The organism is Enterococcus crotali (genome assembly GCF_000633635.1).
Taxonomy (GTDB): domain Bacteria; phylum Bacillota; class Bacilli; order Lactobacillales; family Enterococcaceae; genus Enterococcus_L; species Enterococcus_L crotali.
The window spans coordinates 78985-100354 of record NZ_AYPQ01000004.1 but is presented as its reverse complement, the minus strand read 5'-3'; the positions used below and the strand labels follow the sequence as shown (position 1 = coordinate 100354).

The 21370-nt window shown below is 37.9% G+C and carries 17 protein-coding genes and 1 other annotated feature; of the genes, 11 read left to right on the top strand and 6 right to left on the bottom strand.

All coding sequences use genetic code 11. The features are described 5' to 3' along the window. Positions 1–115: 115 nt before the first annotated feature. Positions 116–943, bottom strand: a complete 828-nt coding sequence (locus V192_RS0110760; protein WP_025871608.1) for a hypothetical protein — start codon at positions 941–943, stop codon at positions 116–118. Continuing rightward, a complete protein-coding gene (locus tag V192_RS0110755; protein ID WP_025871606.1) occupies positions 930–2684 on the bottom strand; it encodes a DUF2264 domain-containing protein in 1755 nt (584 codons plus the stop codon). The genes V192_RS0110760 and V192_RS0110755 overlap by 14 nt, the downstream gene beginning before the upstream one ends. Positions 2685–3115: 431 nt before the next feature. On the opposite strand from V192_RS0110755, the gene V192_RS0110750 reads away from it, so the two are divergent. The 3 genes from V192_RS0110750 (at position 3116) to V192_RS0110740 (ending at position 6237) form a co-directional block, all read left to right on the top strand. Continuing rightward, positions 3116–3925 (top strand): hypothetical protein, encoded by an 810-nt coding sequence (locus V192_RS0110750; RefSeq protein WP_025871604.1) that lies wholly within the window; start codon positions 3116–3118, stop codon positions 3923–3925. 83 nt (positions 3926–4008) lie between these two features. Then, on the top strand, positions 4009–4290 hold the full coding sequence (locus V192_RS19940) for a winged helix-turn-helix transcriptional regulator (RefSeq protein ID WP_082266012.1): 282 nt from the start codon (positions 4009–4011) through the stop codon (positions 4288–4290). A 174-nt stretch (positions 4291–4464) separates the two neighbouring features. Then, positions 4465–6237, top strand: coding sequence for an oleate hydratase (locus V192_RS0110740; protein WP_025871603.1), 1773 nt, complete (start codon positions 4465–4467; stop codon positions 6235–6237). A 100-nt stretch (positions 6238–6337) separates the two neighbouring features. Here V192_RS0110740 and yqeK read toward each other — a convergent pair whose 3' ends face one another. From yqeK to V192_RS0110720, 4 genes are all read right to left on the bottom strand, one after another. Continuing rightward, positions 6338–6928 (bottom strand): bis(5'-nucleosyl)-tetraphosphatase (symmetrical) YqeK, encoded by a 591-nt coding sequence (gene yqeK, locus V192_RS0110735; RefSeq protein ID WP_025871601.1) that lies wholly within the window; start codon positions 6926–6928, stop codon positions 6338–6340. Positions 6929–7370: 442 nt separating this feature from the next. Further along, positions 7371–8954 carry a hypothetical protein gene (locus tag V192_RS0110730; RefSeq protein WP_025871599.1) on the bottom strand — a complete coding sequence of 528 codons (1584 nt, stop codon included), beginning with the start codon at positions 8952–8954 and terminating at the stop codon, positions 7371–7373. Continuing rightward, the gene (locus tag V192_RS0110725; RefSeq protein ID WP_025871597.1) at positions 8947–9711 is read right to left on the bottom strand and encodes an ABC transporter ATP-binding protein; all 765 of its coding nucleotides are present in this window, start codon (positions 9709–9711) and stop codon (positions 8947–8949) included. The genes V192_RS0110730 and V192_RS0110725 overlap by 8 nt, the downstream gene beginning before the upstream one ends. Before the next feature lie 130 nt (positions 9712–9841). After that, positions 9842–11194 carry an aspartate kinase gene (locus V192_RS0110720; protein WP_025871595.1) on the bottom strand — a complete coding sequence of 451 codons (1353 nt, stop codon included), beginning with the start codon at positions 11192–11194 and terminating at the stop codon, positions 9842–9844. Positions 11195–11389: 195 nt separating this feature from the next. Between V192_RS0110720 and V192_RS0110715 the strand changes: the two genes are divergently transcribed. From V192_RS0110715 to V192_RS0110675, 8 genes are all read left to right on the top strand, one after another. Continuing rightward, positions 11390–12055 (top strand): HAD family hydrolase, encoded by a 666-nt coding sequence (locus V192_RS0110715; RefSeq protein ID WP_025871592.1) that lies wholly within the window; start codon positions 11390–11392, stop codon positions 12053–12055. 229 nt (positions 12056–12284) lie between these two features. Continuing rightward, positions 12285–14006, top strand: a complete 1722-nt coding sequence (ezrA, locus tag V192_RS0110705; protein ID WP_025871590.1) for a septation ring formation regulator EzrA — start codon at positions 12285–12287, stop codon at positions 14004–14006. A 110-nt stretch (positions 14007–14116) separates the two neighbouring features. After that, positions 14117–15265 carry a cysteine desulfurase family protein gene (locus tag V192_RS0110700; RefSeq protein WP_025871588.1) on the top strand — a complete coding sequence of 383 codons (1149 nt, stop codon included), beginning with the start codon at positions 14117–14119 and terminating at the stop codon, positions 15263–15265. A 40-nt stretch (positions 15266–15305) separates the two neighbouring features. Then, positions 15306–15557, top strand: coding sequence for a hypothetical protein (locus tag V192_RS0110695; RefSeq protein WP_025871586.1), 252 nt, complete (start codon positions 15306–15308; stop codon positions 15555–15557). 17 nt (positions 15558–15574) lie between these two features. Then, on the top strand, positions 15575–16780 hold the full coding sequence (gene thiI, locus V192_RS0110690; RefSeq protein WP_035011276.1) for a tRNA uracil 4-sulfurtransferase ThiI: 1206 nt from the start codon (positions 15575–15577) through the stop codon (positions 16778–16780). Between the two features lie 155 nt (positions 16781–16935). Continuing rightward, positions 16936–17589, top strand: coding sequence for a redox-sensing transcriptional repressor Rex (locus tag V192_RS0110685; protein ID WP_025871582.1), 654 nt, complete (start codon positions 16936–16938; stop codon positions 17587–17589). A 220-nt stretch (positions 17590–17809) separates the two neighbouring features. After that, the gene (gene tpx, locus V192_RS0110680) at positions 17810–18301 is read left to right on the top strand and encodes a thiol peroxidase (protein WP_025871580.1); all 492 of its coding nucleotides are present in this window, start codon (positions 17810–17812) and stop codon (positions 18299–18301) included. Positions 18302–18345: 44 nt separating this feature from the next. Then, positions 18346–18567 (top strand) — a binding site (T-box leader). Between the two features lie 157 nt (positions 18568–18724). Then, positions 18725–21370 carry a valine--tRNA ligase gene (locus V192_RS0110675; protein ID WP_025871578.1) on the top strand — a complete coding sequence of 882 codons (2646 nt, stop codon included), beginning with the start codon at positions 18725–18727 and terminating at the stop codon, positions 21368–21370.

Genomic DNA, 21370 nt, shown 5'->3' with positions numbered 1-21370 from the left:
AAAATCAGCTACTACTCTTCGCTTCGGTCACACCTATTTTTAAGTGCGAAAGCCCTAAGATTTGAAGGCTTCAGAAATAAGAAGCTGAAGTCTTTTGTCTTGACTTCCCCTTGCTCTATTTATTTTTTCCAAAAACTTCGATTTGGGTCAGTGCTGGAAATGGAGAAGTATCCTCAGCTTTTATAAGGTTTTTAATCGTCAAATGACTCGTTTCCTTTAGTGGGAACCTAATTTCTTGAAACGTGGTTGTCTTCGTTGTTGAAAGAACTAATTCTTCACCATCAGAAAATTCCAACGTCACTTCTGTCCAATAACTATCATGTGGATAATCGCCACGAAATAACAAACGAACCCAATCAATCTCTACTTTCCGGCCAAAATCGATCGTTAATGCAGCATCGGCTTGTTGATTGATCCCCCAAGAAGCAAACGGGTACGAGCCGTGAGACAAATGACCATACTTTCCATCAATTGCATTTTTAGCAAAAAAGACAGCATCATCTCTTGTTTCTACATTTGCTACTGCATGAGGATAGGCACCTGTTGAATCCTTTTGGTCATGAGGATTCAAGGAAAGATTTTGATAATTTGTGATTTCATGGTCGAAGGCTTTTCGTACCATGATATGATGACGCTTTGAATGAAAGGCGCTTTCTACTGAGGCTTTTCTAAGTGAGTCAGTCAACGGGATTTGATAGATCCACGTTCTTTGAGTCAAATAAATCAAGGTTGGTGCCAATGTCTCATCCAGTTGGACTACAAAATATCCATTGCCCTCATCTGTTGTTACAACAATCTTATCTCCTAGCACGTAAGAGTAGTCCTTAATCGCCAGAACAGCCGTAGCTTCCCCTTCCGCTGTAAATGGTTGCTCTTGTTTCTCATGATCAATCCGCCCGATGATAGATTGGTTCTCTTTATTTTTCAATTCAATTTTTATCATTTTGTTTTGTCCTTTCATTCTTCACAATCATTCCGCCAACAAGGCACATCAAACGGTGACTCCCTGCAGGTAATATTTTTTTTAAGCACGGTAGACTCGTTCGAGGAAAAAATAAAGACGTATTCGCTTCTGGTTGAACAATACACGCTTCTTCATACCCCTCGATTGCAACGATTTGAGAAACTTTTACACCATCCTTTACAACGCTCCAGCCCACACCAGTCTCCCCTTGGCTCTTTCTTCCTGACAATGATAGGCTAAAACCACCTTCGCAGATTTCTATGGGAATCTTTGTATCTATGTCATGGACACGCACATGCCATTGACCAAAAGGATAAAGCTCGGTCTTGATCACCACGTCTTTAAAAGGGGACCAACGATATGAAACACACTCTTCTGTCAGCTGAAAATCAAGCGTTTCTCTTTTTGTTCGAAAATAGCGCCCACCATCGCAAGATACAGCCAACGTATTGTCAAACGCACCTTCCTCATAAAGGACGCCTGCTTTTGGCACACTAAATCCAAATTTTGTAGAATAAACAAATTTACTATATTTCGCTTCTGCATGCGCTTGTCCTTCAACCAACATCCCCGCTGGAAAGCCTAATACATGCCCTCCATCCATTTCCTGTAGTAAAAGAATGTTTCCATGTTGAATCAGACGCTTCGCCTTTTTCTTGACCTGGACTGCCTCAACTTGCCAAAATGGATGATCCGCTCGAACCGCTAAAAGTAAAAATGTCTTTAGCGCCCAATAAGGTGAGCCAGGTGCATTGTAGCCTTCTGCCATAACTAAGTTTTCATAATGATAGCCAATTGAAAGACGACCGTCAAAAGTAAAAATATCATGGGTCATCCAAGTCCTCAAATGCGTTGCCAAAAGCATTTTCAGTTCTCCCCATGGAATAGCTTCAACATCAGCAAAAACTAGCGCTGAAAAAAAAGCTCCTTGCGCAAATCGATACGTCAAACTCCGCCCATACGGCAATGCTTCACCATCGCTATCAAAATAATAGACAAAATCTTGGGCAAATAATGTGGCTCTTTCAATAAAACGCGCTGACCACTCAGGGTCTTCTTCTTTCATAAAAGTTGCATAGATCAAACCATAATAATGAAAAGCAAATGGAACGTAATAATCTCTTTGTGTCGTTTTTCCGTCCATATACCAGCCTTGTCCAACATACATTGAATCAATCAGCTGAAGCTCCTCTGTCAAACATTTACGCTCTATTTTTTCACCACAGTAAAATAACGCTACGCGAATCAATACCTTGAAAAAGATCCAATTATTTTTAGGAACTTTCCGTTCTAATCCTTGCGCTAGCCAATTGATAACATTGCTCTGAGCCTGCTCTGATAATAACGCCCAAAAATAATCCTTATGAAGCAGCAGCGTTAAAGACAAAGCAGCCGTTTCGACCATATATTGATCATAATCTTGGATTTCTCCCCAATAATCAGCGTTTTGCGGGTCTGTTCCCTTCGTTAATTTATCCAAATATACGTCTCTTAGCGTATCATCCTCCTGAAACTTCCAAGAAGAAGCGATGCCCCACAACGGACGAACAAGCGCTTCCATATCTGCCCGTTGCTGATCATAAACAGCTCCACTGCTGCCTAAATGAAGCCCAGAAACATCGGTCACAAGCAGACTCTTTCTTAATGGCTCGATGATTTTTGCCAGAGCAACTTGATAATCTTCTTGAGTTAAAAACTTATTGTTTCTTAACACGTCCATCAAAGAACCTCCTGTCTCATTTTACTGAACAGAATAACAAGACGAAGCAGTTTTTTCAACTATGATTTTATAATCAAACGAAAGAAAAATGAGTTTTTTCTCATTTCGAATCACTAGCTTAACCTGATATTTTAATCAAAAAAATACTTGTATCCGTATAAAATCACACCTTATTTTTCATGACTTAACTTACTGAAAATGTGAATAGAAAGAAATGTACACAAAGAAAAATGAGACTATTTCTCATAAAACACCTTAACTACTCAAACAATCTATACAGCATTTTTACAAGATCAATCAGTAAAAGGAACATCCTTTTCCCCTACACATGATAAGCGCTTAGTTATAAGACTTATTGCTATTTTCATGATAAACTCTACTTACTACATAAAAGACAGCATCCCAATCGACAACCGTAAAAGGAGCCTAACATGGAAATCAAACTCGAAGTATTTATTACAGAAAACAAAACAAACATCAGCTTAAACAACAAACAAGGAAATATTGATATATATGAATATACAGACAACGAAATCAGTTTAAACCAGCCTGTTGTCTACATCTTATTAAATAACAACACACTTGTTTCAATAGGAAAAACTGAAGCTGGGATTTTTCAAGATACCACAGATTTCACTAAACTGATCACAATCACTCCACCCTGGGACATTGAACTAGACTACTTAGAACAGGCTTTTCTTACAGAAGCCACAAACAATGGATTAACATTCGCTCATACCTCACAAACAGAAACTAACATTCCAACAAGCGCTACAAAAGCCGTTACAAACTATAAAGAAGAAATCCTATTAGTTCTAAAAAAATTTGGCTATTATTTAAAACAACAGGAAGAACCTAAAAAAACCAAAGCAAAACCAGCCAAAGCGCGACATAAATGGACCAAAGAAGTCAGCCAGATCGAATTTTTTATCAATACAAGAGAGAGCAAAGCAACTGCTCTTTGGCACAAACGAAATGAAATGCTTTTAAAAGCTGGAGCAACTATGATGGCAGAACCACCGCTCAATAAGGATGGTTCACTAGGATTTTCTGCAAAAATGGGGCAGAGGATCAGAGAAGATCATAAAGATAAAATAAAGAATTTTATAACAACGGAAGATATTATTTTAAAAAGCGTCAATGAAGTTGGCTTGTTTTTATACTTCGGTGGAACAAATAGTTGGCTAGAATTGATTGATGCCGATGGAAAAACACTTAATGAATGGACTGTCATTCAATAAATAAGCATACCCACTAGAAAGTAAGTAATTTTCAAATTCATTCTTTTCCCTTATGATTGATTTACAAAATAAAGCAGTAAAGGATGATATTAAGATTAGGTCCTACTCGTTTATCCAAACTCCACAAAGATATCGAAAATATCACTGAAAAAATGCCGTTACAACAACTTTCAGAGCTAACTGACTGCGGCCTAGTGATAAAAAACAGTCATCTAGGCTACCCTTTAAAAGTCGAATATTGTTTAAGTGATTCTGGATTAGAGTTACTAGAAGCGTTGAAAATCATGCAGGAGCTTGGTTCAAAAATCCTTGATGATTCAAGTTGCACAGCAGCAGAAAATACGGTCACTATTTCACCTGTATAAATAGATCAAGCTCTTTAGCTCTTAACGTAGCTAAAGGGCTTTTTCATTTCCACTCCTATCCATTATCCATACAAAAACGCTCAACTGTCTAATTTTAAAAGGCTATCTTTTGTTTGCCATACCTCCTCTTGTTACAATGACCTTGTAACAGATCAAAAATCAGGAGGGATCTTTATGAAGTACGTAAGTGGAAACTATGAAGCATTTGCAAGAAGCAGAAAACCCGTTGGCGTGGATGAGAAAAACGCTTATATCGTAGGCGCAGGCTTAGCCGGTTTAGCAGCAGCAGTCTTTTTGATTCGTGACGGACACATGAAAGGTGAACATATCCATATTTTTGAAGAATTATCTTTATCAGGTGGCTCTTTGGATGGAAAATTCATTCCCCATGATGGTTTTGTTACACGCGGTGGACGCGAAATGGAAAATCATTTTGAATGTTTATGGGACCTGTTTCGTTCGGTGCCTTCACTAGAAGTCGAAGATGCCTCAGTCTTAGATGAATTTTACTGGCTGGATCATGACGATCCTAACTCTTCAAACTGTCGCATCATTTATAATCGAGGAGAACGTGCCTCAGATGATGGTGAATTTACGTTATCTAAAAAGGCCCAAAAAGAACTCGTCGATTTATTTATGACGTCAGAAGATAAATTGATTGGTAAACGAATCGAAGATGTTTTCACTGAAGAATTCTTTGAATCTAATTTTTGGTTATATTGGTGCACGATGTTCGCTTTTGAAAAATGGCATTCAGCTATTGAAATGAGACGCTACGTCATGCGTTTTATCCATCATATCAAAGGGTTACCAGATTTTACTGCATTGAAATTTACACGCTATAATCAATTTGAATCTTTAGTTAAACCATTGTTGAGCTTTTTAAAAGATAATGGCGTAGACTTCCAATATGAAACAAAAATCAATGATATCAAAGTCGATATCACTGAGGAAACAAAAGTGGCTAAAAGTATTTTATTAACAAGAGCAGGGAAAACGGAGGAAATTCATTTAACAGAAAATGATCTAGTCTTTGTCACAAATGGCTCGATCACTGAAAGCTCAACTGAAGGCGACCATCAAACACCCGCACCGATCACACATGATTTAGGCGGTAGCTGGAACCTTTGGAAGAACTTAGCAAAACAATCACCCGAATTTGGTAATCCTGATGTTTTTTGCGAGAACTTACCAGAAGAAAGTTGGTTTGTTTCCGCTACTGTAACATGGGAAAATTTTGATATCGAGCCTTATATTTCCAGATTGACGCATCGTAAATTAAGAACAGGGAAAATCGTAACTGGTGGGATCATCACGATCAAAGACTCAAACTGGTTGATGAGTTTTGCGATGCACCGTCAACCTCATTTTAAAGAACAAAATGAACAACAATCAATCACTTGGGTATACGGCTTATTATCAAATACTCCAGGAAATTACATCAAAAAACCAATCGAACAATGTTCAGGTTCAGAGATTGCTCAAGAATTGATGTATCACTTAGGTGTTCCTGAAGAAGATATCTCTAAATTCGCCGAAAACTCATGTACAGCGATTCCAGTTTATATGCCATTTATCACCTCTTACTTCATGTTACGTGAACCTGGAGACCGTCCATTAGTGATTCCGGCAGGTTCTAAAAACTTAGCCTTTATCGGTAACTTCGCTGAAACAGAACGAGACACAGTATTCACGACTGAATATTCTGTTCGAACGGCCATGGAAGCTGTTTATCAGTTATTGGATGTTGAACGTGGTGTGCCAGAGGTCTTTGCTTCCGCTTATGACTTACGGACATTAGCTAATTCTGTTTATTATTTATCTGATAAGAAGAAGCTGACTGAAATGGAATTACCTTTTGTAGAACGTAAAATCGTTGAGAAATTTGTTGAGAAAACGAAAGATACCTACATTGGAGATATTTTGAAAGATGCTGATTTATTGTAAAGCAAATTGAAACTATCGTAATTATATAAAAACCAACTTGCCTCTTTTAACAAAAGAGAGCCAAGTTGGTTTTTTCGTTATATTTTTCTAAAAATAAAAGCTAAACAGCGGTTAACTGCTTTTTCAATTTCACATGCGCTTCATTCAACCACGGATGGATCACCTGAATATCATGATTTAATAAATACTCAATATAATAATAAGCGGCCTCTTCTAACGAATTATCCAAAGCGGCCATCAGACCTGCAATATAAGGCGGTTTTCCTTCTTGATCCCATTTTATTTTATCTGCTATAAAGACAACTAAATCTAAATCAGAATAGTCCCCTTTTAAAGTGGTATGACATTCGATAGCCGACAGAATCGCCGGATCAGTCACCTTGAATTCATTTAAGGCTATCGCCTTCGATATTTTTTGGTGAATGATCATCGGGAGTGCTATTTCTTCTTTATATAAATCGATTCCCATCCTCTTAGCTACATCGATTCTTTGATCGTTTGGATAAATTGCTGAAATATCATGCAAATAGCCTGCAATTCGAGCTTTATCCGGCTCATCCAAATAATCCTTACCTAACTCATAAGCGTAGTCTCCTACTGAAATACAGTGATCATACGTTTTGAAACAATTTTGATCCGTTAGAAATTCCTTTACCCAGTTTTTTAAATTGTTTTGGTCGCATGTCTCCATATTATGAGCCTCCTGAAATATAATTTTATTTTTTAGTCGATACGTTACTCTTATGATACCATTTTATACACGTGCTAACTGGTACATTTTAGTATAAAAAAATGAGGCCGAGACAAAAGTGTTTAGCTCCGAGAACCAAGTAGGTACTGTGCAACATCAACTCGTACCTCGTTGTGTTTTACAGCAATAAGAGGGAATGTACGAAAATTGCCAAGAATCACAGTGATTTTACGAACTGATGATGATTGGTACCTACTTGGTGCTCTTCAAATTTTTGTGACCAAGTAGGTACTGTTTTACATCAGCTCATGCTTCGCTGTGTTTCATAGCAATTCCAGCTTATTTCCGAAGGAGCTGCTTTTTTCTCGCCGTTTATTCGGTTTTAGAGCCCGGGATAAAACTAAAAATTAGTTTTGTCCCGGGCTCGTTTTATTTATATATATTAATCAAAACGTGCCCAAAAGTTTTTTTGATAGTGACGGATCCACAGAATAGTCACAAGGACGATAAGCATTAAAACGCCTATATTTAACGGCCAAAATGGTAGATACACAGCAGCAAAGCCATAAAGTGTTAGAACAATTAAACTACCAAGAATCGATCCGAACATTGTCAAAACTAACCCTGTACTTCCAGATCCGCGATTAAACAATTGACTGATACTTGTCCATTCCAATAAGATAAATCGATGATCTCTTGCAAAAAAACGCAGACAAAGCAGATAACTACCTAATAAGGAACCAGTTACTAAACTAATCCCAAAAATAATCGGTAGCTGAAAGAGAAGACTAGCAATCAACGCAACTCCACCCGTTAAAATGAGCTGTACAACCAGCCCAACTAAAAATTTTTTCTGCATATAGCGAGTCATTGAAATAGGTAAAGAGCGGATAAAATGAAAATTTTCTTGATCAAGAGAAATCAGATTACTAATAAAAGATGTCTGATTGATCGTCATCCAAGCCAAGGCAATTCCAGCTAAAAAAACGACCCCAATAAAACGTACCTCTAAATGGCTTAAATTCAGTGAGCCGCCAAACGCAAATGTAAAGATAAAGATCATTGGCATCAATAAAGAATTTGATAATACTTGCATAATTAGGTTGGGTTCTTTCAATAACTGGGTATTATAACCTATCAGTAGTTGGTTTAAGCTTTGATTTACTTTATGTGTTCGACGGTGAGCACCTTTGGCAGTGGACACGTCAGTCAGTTGTTCATAGAGTTTTGGTAAAATCAATCCTTTGATGGCCAACAACAATAATAACAATATAGCGATCAATCCTGCTAAACTGAGCAGCCCTGATGTCGAAAATGGGTTAGATACAATCTGAAATAGTGGCAATAAAATGGCAATTGGCTGACGATCCATTTGACCAGTTTCAGAATAAGAACTTTGCCCATTCATAAAAATAATTCCCACGATCGCAATCGTCATCGAAATCCCCAACAACAAGCTAGTCACAACTTTTTTATGCTCTTTGAAAAATTTCGTTCGAGTTAAGCCAAACACGATCAAACAGCAAATTGCAAAAACTGTCGCTAAAACCAATAAAAAAAGCAAAATCGCCAAAACAATAGTCACTGGCAAGAAAATCCCTGCTCGCCAGCCAGTCAGTAAGAAGACGACTAGCATCGGAAAAACAAAAGGCGTGACAGTTAAAGCAACAACCAAGATCTTTGCTGTAAAAATCATACTCTGTTTAAAGGGCAGTGGTAAATAGGCCGGTAAGTCCTGACTTTCAAAAAAAACATTATAAATAACTGAAATGCCTTGTGAAAAAGCTAAGATACTAAACAAGGCTACATAATAAGTGAAGAAGCCCGGCATCTGGCTAAAATCGATCAGAAACATCGTTACGCCGTAAATAAATAAAAATAAAACACCAGAAAGCAAATATTGATTGATCAAGGCACGCGTCAAGGCTTTTCCACTTTTCCCCTTTTTTCGAGCTCGATCCGTTATTTGAGGATTAGCGTAGCGTAAGTTGACTCGTGTTAATTCAAGCAATTGCGGTTTATTCATTTATATCACCTTCAATACGTTCTATTAATTCAGTATCTGATTGACGGCCAGCCATCTTCAAATAAATGCCCTCTAAAGATTCATTAGGTGATTGTGCTAATAAATCATCGACAGAACCATTGTAAATGAGTTCACCTTTCTTAAGAATAGCCAACTGATCACATAATTGTTGTGCTGTATCTAAGGCGTGCGTTGAAAAAATAACCGTTTTCCCTTTCGCAGCATGGGCTTTCATCATTTGTTTCAAATCAAACGCCGCCTGAGGATCTAAACCTTGCAGCGGTTCATCCAAAATCCAAATATCAGGATCGGGCAATAACGCACCGATGATAATCGTTTTTTGCCGCATACCGTGAGAAAAACTAGCTAACGTTTCATCTTGATGACTTAACATGTCGAATAAAGTAGCCAATTCGTTCAAGCGGTTCTGCTTTTGCGTCTCGTCAAGTTCATAAGCGGCACTAATCAAATCCCAATATTCGCCTGCTGTTAATTGTAAAAAGATATCAGGCGTGTCAGGAACATAAGCAATTTTCTGCTTGATTGCTTGTCGATTTTCTGCTAACTCCAAACCATCAACTTTAATAGAACCACTGGATGGTTGGATGATACTTACCAAACTTTTGATCGTTGTTGATTTACCAGCACCATTGTGCCCAAGAAATCCAAAAATTTCGCCTTGTTTGATTGTTAGATTTAGTTCCTTCAACGCTTGCTTGGTGCCATAGTTTTTACTAACTCCTGCCAATTCGATCACATTGTTCCCCACCTTTTCTTATTTAGCAACTTGTTTTTATTGTACCCCAGTCTTTTCGGGATGAGAATGCTTTCTTTAAAAAAACACAGAAAAACACCAAATGAGGGTCTTCTGTGTTTCATATTGTTGATTATTCGTCAAAAAACGTTTTATATAAGGCTTGGATCGCTTTTTCTTCCTGATCTTCTTGAATGCCAAACATTATACTGACCTCAGAAGAACCTTGGTTGATCATTTCTAAGTTGATCTTATTGAAAGCTAAAGCCGCAGTACTATCAGCCATGACCCCGATGCGTTGACGCATCCCTTCACCAACCACCATCAACATAGATAAACCATGGGTGATCCGCAGTTCATCAGGTTCAAGTTCAAGTTCTAACCGTTTCATCAATTCTTCTTCGATGTCGATCGTTAATTGGCGTTCTCTTAAAATGATCGAAATATCATCGATCCCAGAAGGCATATGTTCATAACTCAGACCTAATTCTTCCAAAATCTGAAGTAGACGGCGACCGAATCCTAACTCTCTATTCATTAGATACTTACTAATATAGATACTGGCAAAGCCTTGATCACTAGCGATTCCGACAACTGGATCATGTTTAACCGTTCTTGAAGTTGTAATCAAGGTACCTGGATGTTCAGGGTTATTCGTATTTTTAATAACTACTGGAATGTTCGCTCGATAAGCAGGCATCAAGGCTTCATCATGTAATACAGCAAATCCGGCATAAGCTAATTCCCGCATTTCCCGATAGGTCAGTTCTTTAATTGTCCTTGGTTCATGAATGATTCCAGGATGAGCGACAAAAATACCATTGACATCTGTAAAGTTCTCATAAATATCAGCTTTCACACCAGCTGCAACAATCGACCCTGTGATATCTGATCCGCCTCTGGAAAACGTACAAATATCTCCTGTTTCCGTAAAACCAAAAAAGCCTGGAATGACTAAAATTTCTTCTGTTGCTTTAAATTGATTGATTTTATGGGCGGAAGACGGCAAGATCCGTGCATTTCCAGGTTCATCTGACACAATGATACCAAGATCCTTTGGATTAGTATAACGTGCATTCAACCCTCGTTGTTGGAAAAATGCCGCGACCAATTTCGCATTATTATCCTCACCACTGGCTAAAAAAGCATCAAAGAGGTGCGGATTATCATCCTTAGATAAGGTAGATAGGTGTTGAATGGCTTGTTGGATATCAGTCAAAATTTCTTTTGTTAGACCAAGCTCATCCAAAATCGCTTCATAGCGATGCACGATTTTTCCAATGATATCAGTTGTATTTTCATTATTTAAATAAGCATTATAGTAAGCGATCAGTAAATCGGTTACCTTAATATCTTCTGAAGAACGCTTACCAGGAGCTGAAACAACCACAAACTTTCGTGAAGTGTCTTCTTTTACGATTTGTAAAACTTTTTCTAATTGTGTAGCGGATGCCAGCGAACTGCCGCCGAATTTTATGACTTTCACTTTTTTCACTCCTAATTTTAATTGATTTTTCATTATAATAGTAAAAGAATACCGAAATATGCGCGGAAAAGCAACTGCAAAAATGACAATTGTTTCTACTTTTCAGGTATTTTTCAACAAATTTCTTCATTTTTTTTCAAACTTTTGTTAGACTGGTAGAGCTGAATAAGAATAGTCAAAAAAAGGAGTACCAAAATGACCCAAAGATACGAAGGAATCATTTTTGATATGGACGGCGTGTTGGTCGATAGTGAAGAGTTCTATTATCAACGCAGAAAAGCATTTTTAAAAGAATATGATTTATCGATTGAACAGATTCCAATCCCATTATTTATCGGAGCTGATATGCGTAGCTTGTGGGAATTGATACTTAAAGTGAATGATACGACCTATGATGAAGCGTTCTTAAATGAAAAATATCTTCAATATAAGAACGAGCATCCGATTGATTACAGTGAATTGATCGACCCAGATGCAAAACGAGTCCTGCAGTTTCTTAAAAGAAAAGGAGCTAAAATCGGTTTGGCTTCATCATCGACCATGGATATGATCCAAGAAGTATTAAAAGTAGGGCAATTAACGAGTTATTTTGATGCAGTCATAAGTGGTACACAATTTAAAAAAAGCAAGCCAGCGCCAGAAATTTATACTTATACAGTCCAAGAATTAGGACTTACGCCTAAGCAATGCTTAGCAATAGAAGACTCTGAAAAAGGGATCCGTTCAGCCCACGATGCAGGTATTACAGTCTGGGCTTTGAAAGATGCTCGTTTTGGAATGAATCAACAATTAGCAGAGGTTCAACTTGATACTTTGAGCGATGTGTGCAAAAAGTTGCAAAAAACAGAGGAAATCGGTTAAACTAACTATTGATCGACAATGATTTGTTACAATATTACAAAGTCAAAACATTTCTTAAAAAATTACAAATTGTTAGTGCTTGATTGAGTGGTTTGTGATATAATTTTCTGTAGGTGTTTTTAAGGGAATTTAAGTAAATAAGAGAATATTGTGGTTGCAGATAAAGGCATTCTTGTTATTTATCAGCAATTGCATATCATATATGGACTAATAAACGGAGGAACCATGGATGAAGAATAATCTGATCATTATCGTAGTTTTAGCTATAATAATCATCGCAGCAGTTTTGTATTTAGTTGGTTATTTTATGAGAAAGAAAAATCAAATGAAACTCGATGATCTGGAAAAGAGGAAAGAAGCACTGTTCGACTTACCCGTGATTGAAGAGGTCGATGATGTCAAAAAGATGCACATGGTCGGGCAAAGTCAGAACACGTTTAGAGAATGGAATCAGCGTTGGACCGAGATTTCTACTCGTTCTTTTGCAGAGTTAGAAAGTCAGATTTTTGAAGTCGAAAATTTAAATGAAACCTTCCGTTTTATGAAAGCGAAAAAAGCAGTTGCTGAAGCCGATGAGACAATGACTGAGATGGAATCAGAAGTTGAGATCATTCGAAATGGCTTAAAAGAACTGCGTGAAAGTGAAGAACGCAATTCACTTGAGGTTCAAAAGGCTTTAGACGTATACGAAGAAATCAGCAAATTACTTCATGACGAAAAATCAGAATTTGGTTCAGCCTATCCAGAATTACAAAAACAAATTAAAAATATTGAAATTGAATTTACTCAGTTTGTCACATTGAATACATCGGGAGATCCGATCGAAGCACGGGAAGTATTAGAAAATGCTGAACGTCACACGTATGAATTAGACGATGTGATGAAACGCATTCCGCCGCTTTATGATGAATTGAACAGAACCTTCCCAGATCAGTTAAAAGAAATCGAAGAAGGCTATAAACGTCTCTTAGCAGACCACTATGTGTTCCCAGAAAAGAATTTTGAAGATGAACTAAGACGCGTTCAAAAACGTGTGAAAAATTCAACCGTTGATCTTGAGAAGACAGAAGTCGATGCAGTTGAAGTGGCCAATCGTGATACTGCAAATGCAATCGATGCATTATACGAAATCATGGAACGTGAAATCAACGCTAAGAAATATGTACTGACAAATCATAAAGTTGTCGGCGACTATATTGCACACGCATTGAAAAACAATCGTCAGTTGATGATCGAACTTGATCATACCTCTCAAAGCTACACGTTGAATCATAATGAATTAGGTCGTTCAAGAGGATTCCAAACTGAGATCGAAGAACTGATTCGTCGTTATGAAGATTTCGAACCAAAATTAAAAGAGCATACGATTCCTTTTTCAGAAGTTCAAGCATTCTTTAAAGATTGTTATAAAATTTTAGATGACATTGAAAATCAACAAGTTGAAATCGATGATTCATTGAAAGATTTACGTAAAGGTGAAAAAGCCGCTCAAGAAAAAGTGGATCAATATGATTTCCGACTGCGCAACATCAAACGTTATGTTGAGAAACAACGTTTACCAGGATTGCCAGCTGACTACTTGGAATTTTTCTTTGTAGCGACTGATCGTATTGAAGAATTAAGCAAAGCTTTAAATCGAATCCGAATCAATATGGAAGAAATCAAAAAATTGTCAGATCTTTGTAATGAAGATTTAGAATTACTTGATAAAAAGACCAAAGATTTGGTCAACTCAGCAGCATTAACAGAACAAATGATGCAATATGCGAACCGTTACCGTCATACACATGAAGCCATTCGTGTAGCGATGGAAAATAGTTTAGAGCTATTCTCAAAAGAATACAGATATCAAGATGCGCTAGATGAGATTGGTACAGCACTTGAACGAGTGGAACCAGGCGCGTTTAGAAGAATCGAAGATTTTTACTTTAATAATCTTGATGCGATTTAACTTATTGAGGGTGAGACAAGTGTCTCACCTTTTTATTTTGCTTGATTAGTTGAACTACAAAATTAGAAAGTATATAATAGGAAAGAATTTCAAAAGAAGAGGGTTTTTAGATGATCTATTTCGATAACAGTGCAACAACACCAATTTATCCCCAAGCATTAGATACATATATAAAAGTCAGTCAACGAATTATTGGGAATCCTTCTAGTTTGCATGACTTAGGGAACCAAGCAAATCGTTTATTGGAGCAAGCTCGTAAGCAAATTGCTGACTTGATCCAAGTGAAGTCAAACGAGGTTTACTTTACAAGTGGAGGAACAGAAGGGGATAATTGGGTTTTAAAAGGAACAGCTTTAGAAAAGAAATCCTTTGGTCGCCATATAATTATTTCAAATATTGAACATCCTGCTGTCTATGAAACTGCAAGACAACTTTCAGAAAATGGCTTTGAACTTTCGATCGCCCCGGTTGATGAGCGAGGTTTTGTGAAAGTGGATGAATTAGCTAAATTGATTCGTAAAGACACGATTCTTGTTTCAGTTATGGCTGTAAATAATGAAATTGGTTCGATTCAGCCGATCCAAGCAATCAGTGACTGTTTAGCAGCTTATCCAACGATTCATTTTCATGTGGATGCTGTTCAAGCGATTGGGAAAGTGAGTCTGGAACAGTGGTTGACACCTAGAGTAGATTTTGCGACTTTTTCAGCTCATAAGTTTCATGGGCCCAGAGGTGTAGGATTTATTTATTGGAAGCATGGTCGAAAATTAGCACCATTACTAAATGGTGGGGGACAAGAAAGTGATCAAAGAAGCAGCACTGAAAATGTTGCGGGAATCGTTTCAATGGCTAAAGCCTTACGTTTGTTTACGGATAAAAAAGCAGAAAAGCCAGAACACACGGCAACTATTCGCCGCTATTTGATTGAGGCCTTACAAGAATATCCGAATGTGACTGTCTTTTCGAAAGAGACCGTAGACTTTGCTCCGCATATTTTATGTTTTGCCTTAAAAGGAATCAGGGGAGAAGTACTTGTGCACGCATTAGAAGAAAAACAAATTTATACATCAACGACAAGCGCTTGCTCTAGTCGGAAGAAAATGGCAAGTAGTACGCTTCATGCGATGAAAGTTCCTGATACATTAGCTACATCGGCGATTCGTGTCAGTTTAGATGAGAGTAACACGATTGCAGAAGCAGAACAGTTTATGATTATTTTTAATCAATTGTATAAAAAATTTTTGGTATTAAATGGCTAAGGTTTAAAAAGTAGTCGACAAAAAATAATGGAGAAAATGTATGGTAGGATTGGATAAGTTGGTTACAAATAAGGTGTTTTCATGGCAAGTAAACAAAGATCATAAGCTATTCGTTTTTTACCATGGGAAACAAGTAATGATCGTCAAAGGAATAGACGCTCAAAATCTAGCAGAAGATTTACAAAGCGCAAGTGAAAAAGAGCAGCAGTCAATACTTGCAAGAATCACTGGTAATTTTAAACGGGGAAATGAACGGCTTGCTAAACGAAGTTCAAAAAATCAAGCTTTATAGAAAAGGATTGAAAAATTGTGAATTATACTGAAATAATGGTTCGTTACGGCGAGCTTTCAACGAAAGGGAAAAATAGAAAATTATTTATTTCCCAATTAGCACAAAACGTCAAAAGAGTACTTGGCGATTTTCCGGCTGTCAAAATACATGCTGATAGAGATCGGATGCATCTATTACTAAATGGAGAGGATAGCACTCAAATTTTACCTAAGTTAGAAAAGGTTTTTGGTATTCAAAGCTTTTCTCCAAGTGTTCGTGTAGAAAAAACAATGCCGGCGATTCGTGAAATGGTTCAAACAATCATCAAATCTGCTTATCAGTCAGGACAAACGTTTAAAATTACTTCTAAACGTTCTGATCATAGCTTTGAATTAGATACGAATGAATTGAACAGAGAACTTGGCGGTGCTGTATTTGAGGTTTTTCCAGAAATAGCTGTACAAATGAAAAAGCCGGATATCGAAATTCGTGTAGAAATCCGCAAAGAAGGCGCCTATCTTTCCTATGAAACGATCCGTGGTGCCGGAGGATTGCCTGTTGGAACTAGTGGTCGTGGTATGTTGATGCTTTCAGGCGGAATCGATTCACCTGTAGCAGGCTATTTGTCAATGAAACGAGGAGTAGAAGTGGAAGCTGTTCACTTTGCCAGCCCACCGTATACTAGCGAGCAAGCCTTACAAAAAGCTAAGGATTTGGCTGCAAAAATCGCGCCTTATGCAGGCAGTATCCAGTTTATTGAAGTTCCATTCACTGAGATCCAAGAAGAAATCAAACGAGTGGTGCCAGAAGGCTATCTTATGACGGTGACGCGCCGAATGATGTTGCGTCTGACAGATGCCATCCGTGAATTAAGAAAGGGCTTAGTGATCATCAATGGTGAATCATTGGGACAAGTGGCATCGCAAACCTTACAAAGTATGGTAGCCATCAATGAAGTAACCACAACGCCGATCATTCGACCAGTTGTTTCGATGGACAAAGGTGAAATCATTGAAATCGCTGAAAAGATCGATACATTTGAACTAGCAATTCAACCTTTTGAAGATTGCTGTACAATTTTCGCTCCACCTCAACCAAAAACGAGACCAAAACTAGATAAAGCCCAAGCCTATGAAGCACGTTTAGATATCGAAGGTTTGATGATACGATCAATGGCTGGTTTGAAAGTTAGTGAAATAACTGAAGTGAGCGAACAAAACGAAGAATTTTCTGATTTCCTATAAAAGTTGAAAGAACAGACTTGATAACGCTATCGAATCTGTTCTTTTTTTTTATTAGGTTTTTCTAATATCAGTTATATTTTTCACAAACAAGTTGCTCCTAGTCGTGAAGCATGCTAAACTAGATATGTGAAATAAGTAACAAGGAGAGTTGAAAAATGAAAGAATTACATAAAGAAAAAGCAATGCCTAAGGCTACCGCAAGGCGCTTGCCATTGTACTTACGTTATTTGAAAATGCTAGGAGACTCTGGTGTGACTCGAATCAAATCAAAAGAATTTAGCGATGTCATTCAAGTACCTCCTGCAACGATTCGTCGTGATTTTTCTCACTTAGGTGAATTGGGACGCAGCGGATATGGATATGATGTGCCTTATTTAATTGAAGTCTTTAGCCATATCTTAAACACTCAAGAAGAAAAACGAATTGCGTTGATCGGTTGTGGCAATTTAGGTAAGGCGTTGGTTAAAAATAATTTCCGCAGAAATGAAAACTTGAATATTGTTTGCGCGTTTGATACGGAAGAAGCACTTGTTGGCTTATCGATCGATGACATTACTATTCAGCCTATGGAAAAGTTGGCAGAAGAAGTCAAACGCACTGGTGTAACAGTTGCAATTTCTACAGTGCCTAGCCAATTTGCCCAAGAAGCAATCGATAAAATCGTAGCTGCCGGAATTACGGCGATTTTGAATTTTGCACCTGATCGGGTGACAGTTCCGCATGATGTGAATGTACAATACATTGACTTAACAACGGAATTACAGACATTGATCTATTTTGATGAAACGTTTTCAAAAACTAAGCTGTAAAAGCAAGAACTTTGTCATCTGACGCGCCTTCCTCTATACTAAATAAAGAGAGTATTTTAACTTGCTGAGCTTTTGTAGCTCAAATATCTAGCTTAGTGAACCAGCATCTCGGAAAAAAGATAAAATAGGAATAGGTCAAAGAATACCACAGCCATATTTTCCATTTTTCGTCGATGCTAAACCATTTACTCAGCTATTAAATTAGGGGAGGAAAAGAAGAATGAAAGTAACAAGAAAAGGCGAAGAAGTAGAGATTATCGGTATGCAACCAGAGATAGGAACCAAAGCGCCAGATTTTTCATTAAAAAATCTAAACGATGAAGTAGTCAATCTAGCAGATTTCGTAGGTACTCCGGTTTTGATCAGCGTTGTACCTGATATCGATACTAGAATCTGTTCATTGCAAACAAAGCGTTTCAATGAGGAAGCAGCAAAAGTTGCTGGTGTAAAATTTATCACGATATCAAACAACACGAAAGAGGAGCAAGCCAATTGGTGTGCAGCTGAAGGTGTTGATATGGAAATTTTACATGATACTGAAGGAACCTTTGGTGAAGCATATGGGTTATTTATTCCAGCAATGGGTCGTTTAGCTCGCGGCATTTTTGTGATCGATAAAGATGGAAAGATTGTTTATGAAGCAATTTCTCAAGAAATTGCGGAAGAGCCGGATTATGCTGCTGCGTTAGAACAAGCAAAAACTGCTCATTAAACTTTTTCAAATTGACTTATCTTCAACTTCAATGTTAAAATAAATCAAAGACTGTGAACAAGAGGAGTACTACTGGCATCGTTCTAGAGAGAAAATCATTTGGTGGAAGATTTTCACATAACCAGTAAGAAGGTAGCTTGGGAGTCAATGATTTGAATTCAGTAGAATGATTCGAGTAGTGATCGTTACCTCACGAATGAAGTGGTGTTTGAATTTGCCAAACACAATTTAGGTGGTACCACGTATAATGTTTATACGCCCTAAAATACGAAAGTATTTTAGGGCTTTTTTACATGTTCATCACAGATTGTGACGCAATCTGTTGTTGAACAGTACAAGGCGACTGATAAGAAGCGTTATCACCTTAGAGTGTCGTGTCGCTTCAGCATTCATTTGAATTAAAAACAGAAAGAAGGAACTTGTATGACAGAAGAAAAAAATCTGCCAACCAAATACCAACCAACAGAAGTAGAACAAGGCCGTTATCAAAAATGGCTAGACCAAGATTTATTCAAACCAAACGGCAATAAAGAAGCAAAACCTTATTCGATCGTGATCCCACCGCCAAATGTTACAGGTAAACTACATTTGGGTCATGCTTGGGATACAACATTACAAGATATAATCATCCGCCAAAAAAGAATGCAAGGCTTTGACACATTGTGGTTGCCAGGAATGGATCATGCAGGTATTGCAACACAAGCAAAAGTGGAAGAGAAATTAGCTGAACAAGATATTTCTCGTTATGATTTAGGACGTGAAAAGTTTGTTGAGCAAGTGTGGGATTGGAAAGAGGAATATGCTTCTCATATCCGTGAACAATGGGCAAAAATGGGTCTCTCGTTAGATTATAGCCGGGAACGTTTCACCTTAGATGAAGGCTTGTCTGAAGCTGTTCGCAAAGTCTTTGTCTCTTTATACGAAAAAGATCTAATTTATCGTGGCGAATACATCATCAACTGGGACCCAAAAGCGAAAACTGCTTTATCTGATATCGAAGTTATCCACAAAGATATCGAAGGTGCATTTTACCATATGAGTTATCCACTGACTGATGGTACTGGAGTTGTGGAAATCGCAACGACTCGTCCTGAAACAATGTTAGGTGATACAGCGATCGCGGTTCATCCTGACGATGAGCGTTACCAAGCGTTGATTGGCAAAACAGTTACATTACCTTTAGTGGACAAAGAAATCCCGATCATTGCGGATGAATACGTGGATATGGAATTTGGAACAGGTGTGGTAAAAATCACGCCAGCTCATGATCCCAATGACTTTGAAGTCGGTAACCGTCACGATTTACCTCGCGTAAATGTCATGAATGAAGATGGTTCTATGAACGATTTAGCTGGAAAATATGCAGGTATGGATCGTTTTGCGGCACGTAAATTGATTGTTTCTGATCTAAAAGAAATGGGTCGCTTGATTAAAATTGAAACAATGAATCATAGCGTTGGACATTCAGAACGTACGGGTGTAGTTGTTGAACCGCGTTTATCCACACAATGGTTTGTTAAAATGGCCCCGCTTGCTGAAAAAGCCATCAAAAACCAAGATACCGATGACGCAGTAGAATTTTATCCACCACGCTTTAACCAAACCTTCTTACGTTGGATGGAAAATGTTCATGATTGGGTAATCTCACGTCAATTATGGTGGGGACATCAAATTCCTGCTTGGTATCATAAAGAAACGGGCGAAATGTACGTTGGTATGGAAGCACCAGCTGATGTAGAAAATTGGACCCAAGATTCAGATGTATTAGATACTTGGTTTAGTTCTGCTTTATGGCCGTTTTCAACAATGGGTTGGCCTGATGAGGAAGCAGCTGATTATCAACGTTATTTCCCAACAAGTACATTAGTGACAGGTTACGATATCATCTTCTTCTGGGTTAGCCGTATGATGTTCCAAAGCCTGGAATTTACTGAAAAAGCGCCGTTTAAAAATGTTTTGATGCATGGTTTGATCAGAGCAGAAGACGGACGTAAAATGAGTAAATCACTAGGTAACGGGATCGATCCAATGGAAGTCATCGATAAATATGGGGCAGATGCGTTGCGCTGGTTTATGTCAAATGGCTCAACACCAGGGCAAGATATGCGTTTCAGCTATGAAAAAATGGATGCCTCTTGGAACTTTATCAATAAAATCTGGAATGCTAGTCGTTTTGTGATCATGAATGTTGAAGGAATGACTTATGAAGAGATCGACTTTAGTGGTGAGAAAACTGTAGCAGATCGTTGGATTTTAACGCGTCTAAACGAAACCGTTGCACGCGTTACTGATTTATTTGACCGTTTTGAATTTGGTGAAGCGGGTCGTCAGTTATACAATTTCATCTGGGATGATTTCTGTGACTGGTATATCGAAATGAGTAAAGAAATTCTTTACGGAGAAAATGAATCTGCAAAACAAACAACACGCAGCATTTTAGTGTATACATTAGACCAAATTTTACGTCTATTACATCCAATCATGCCGTTTGTGACAGAGGAAATCTGGGAAAACATTCCACATGAAGGTGTATCTCTTGTCGTTGCGGATTACCCAGTTGTCCACGAAGAATTTTCAGATGAAACAGCCGCTCGTGGGATGGAAGTCTTAAAAGAAGTGATTCGTGCAGTGCGTAATATTCGTGCAGAAGTGAATACACCATTATCTAAACCTATCACATTATTGATCAAAACAAGTGATGAAGCGGTAGACAAATTCTTGATCGAAAATACAAATTATATCGAACGTTTCTGTAATCCAGAAGAGTTGACGATCGCAAGTGATATTACCGCACCAGAGTTAGCGATGTCAGCGGTTCTAACAGGAGCAGAGCTATACTTGCCATTAGCAGGTTTGATCAACATAGAAGAAGAAATAGCTCGTTTAGAGAAAGAATTAGAGAAATGGAATCAGGAAGTCAAACGCGTGCAAGGCAAATTAGCCAATGAACGCTTTGTTTCAAACGCACCAGATGATGTTGTCGCTGCTGAAAAAGCAAAAGAGAAAGATTATTTAGAAAAACAAGTCGTTGTAAAAGAACGGATTGCACAACTGCGTACAGTGAATTAA

What these genes read in the sequence shown, in the direction of transcription:
- V192_RS0110760 (WP_025871608.1), bottom strand. Translation starts at nt 943, where the DNA reads ATGATAAAAATTGAATTGAAAAATAAAGAGAACCAATCTATCATCGGG.
- V192_RS0110755 (WP_025871606.1), bottom strand. Translation starts at nt 2,684, where the DNA reads ATGGACGTGTTAAGAAACAATAAGTTTTTAACTCAAGAAGATTATCAA.
- V192_RS0110750 (WP_025871604.1), top strand. Translation starts at nt 3,116, where the DNA reads ATGGAAATCAAACTCGAAGTATTTATTACAGAAAACAAAACAAACATC.
- V192_RS19940 (WP_082266012.1), top strand. Translation starts at nt 4,009, where the DNA reads ATGATATTAAGATTAGGTCCTACTCGTTTATCCAAACTCCACAAAGAT.
- V192_RS0110740 (WP_025871603.1), top strand. Translation starts at nt 4,465, where the DNA reads ATGAAGTACGTAAGTGGAAACTATGAAGCATTTGCAAGAAGCAGAAAA.
- yqeK (WP_025871601.1), bottom strand. Translation starts at nt 6,928, where the DNA reads ATGGAGACATGCGACCAAAACAATTTAAAAAACTGGGTAAAGGAATTT.
- V192_RS0110730 (WP_025871599.1), bottom strand. Translation starts at nt 8,954, where the DNA reads ATGAATAAACCGCAATTGCTTGAATTAACACGAGTCAACTTACGCTAC.
- V192_RS0110715 (WP_025871592.1), top strand. Translation starts at nt 11,390, where the DNA reads ATGACCCAAAGATACGAAGGAATCATTTTTGATATGGACGGCGTGTTG.
- ezrA (WP_025871590.1), top strand. Translation starts at nt 12,285, where the DNA reads ATGAAGAATAATCTGATCATTATCGTAGTTTTAGCTATAATAATCATC.
- V192_RS0110700 (WP_025871588.1), top strand. Translation starts at nt 14,117, where the DNA reads ATGATCTATTTCGATAACAGTGCAACAACACCAATTTATCCCCAAGCA.
- V192_RS0110695 (WP_025871586.1), top strand. Translation starts at nt 15,306, where the DNA reads ATGGTAGGATTGGATAAGTTGGTTACAAATAAGGTGTTTTCATGGCAA.
- V192_RS0110685 (WP_025871582.1), top strand. Translation starts at nt 16,936, where the DNA reads ATGAAAGAATTACATAAAGAAAAAGCAATGCCTAAGGCTACCGCAAGG.
- tpx (WP_025871580.1), top strand. Translation starts at nt 17,810, where the DNA reads ATGAAAGTAACAAGAAAAGGCGAAGAAGTAGAGATTATCGGTATGCAA.
- V192_RS0110675 (WP_025871578.1), top strand. Translation starts at nt 18,725, where the DNA reads ATGACAGAAGAAAAAAATCTGCCAACCAAATACCAACCAACAGAAGTA.